We start from the raw sequence: 310 nt of genomic DNA, 5'->3' as shown, positions 1-310 counted from the left end.
CGTTTCGTCCGGAGTTTCCGCTCCATGCGTTCTTTCAGCCCGTACCATTTGGGGATCCGCCCTCGCGGCGGATCCGCCTCCCGAAGCTCTTTCCGTCGCTTCCAGTCTTTGGTCGTGGCGATGAACAGCTCCGTCTGCTCATCCGCTAACTGCGCGTTCGCTTTGCTCCAATACCCAGCGTCGGCAAGCGCCTTCGTCGGGCGCTTGCCGTTCACCTCCTCGCAGTTCTCCAGCATCGGCTTGAGCTGCTGGACGTCGTTTGCGTCAGTAGTGATGTCCTGCGCGACGATGACCTGCGTGTCGCAGTCCA

General features: G+C 61.3%; 1 protein-coding gene. It reads right to left on the bottom strand.

Translation table 11 applies throughout. From position 1 onward, the window contains the following. Positions 1-310, bottom strand: a 310-nt coding sequence (locus C451_RS22445) for a transposase (protein WP_007737452.1), incomplete at both ends; no start/stop codon positions are given.

Source organism: Halococcus thailandensis JCM 13552 (genome assembly GCF_000336715.1).
In the GTDB taxonomy this organism is placed as follows: domain Archaea; phylum Halobacteriota; class Halobacteria; order Halobacteriales; family Halococcaceae; genus Halococcus; species Halococcus thailandensis.
This window is presented reverse-complemented; position numbering and strand designations above follow the sequence as displayed.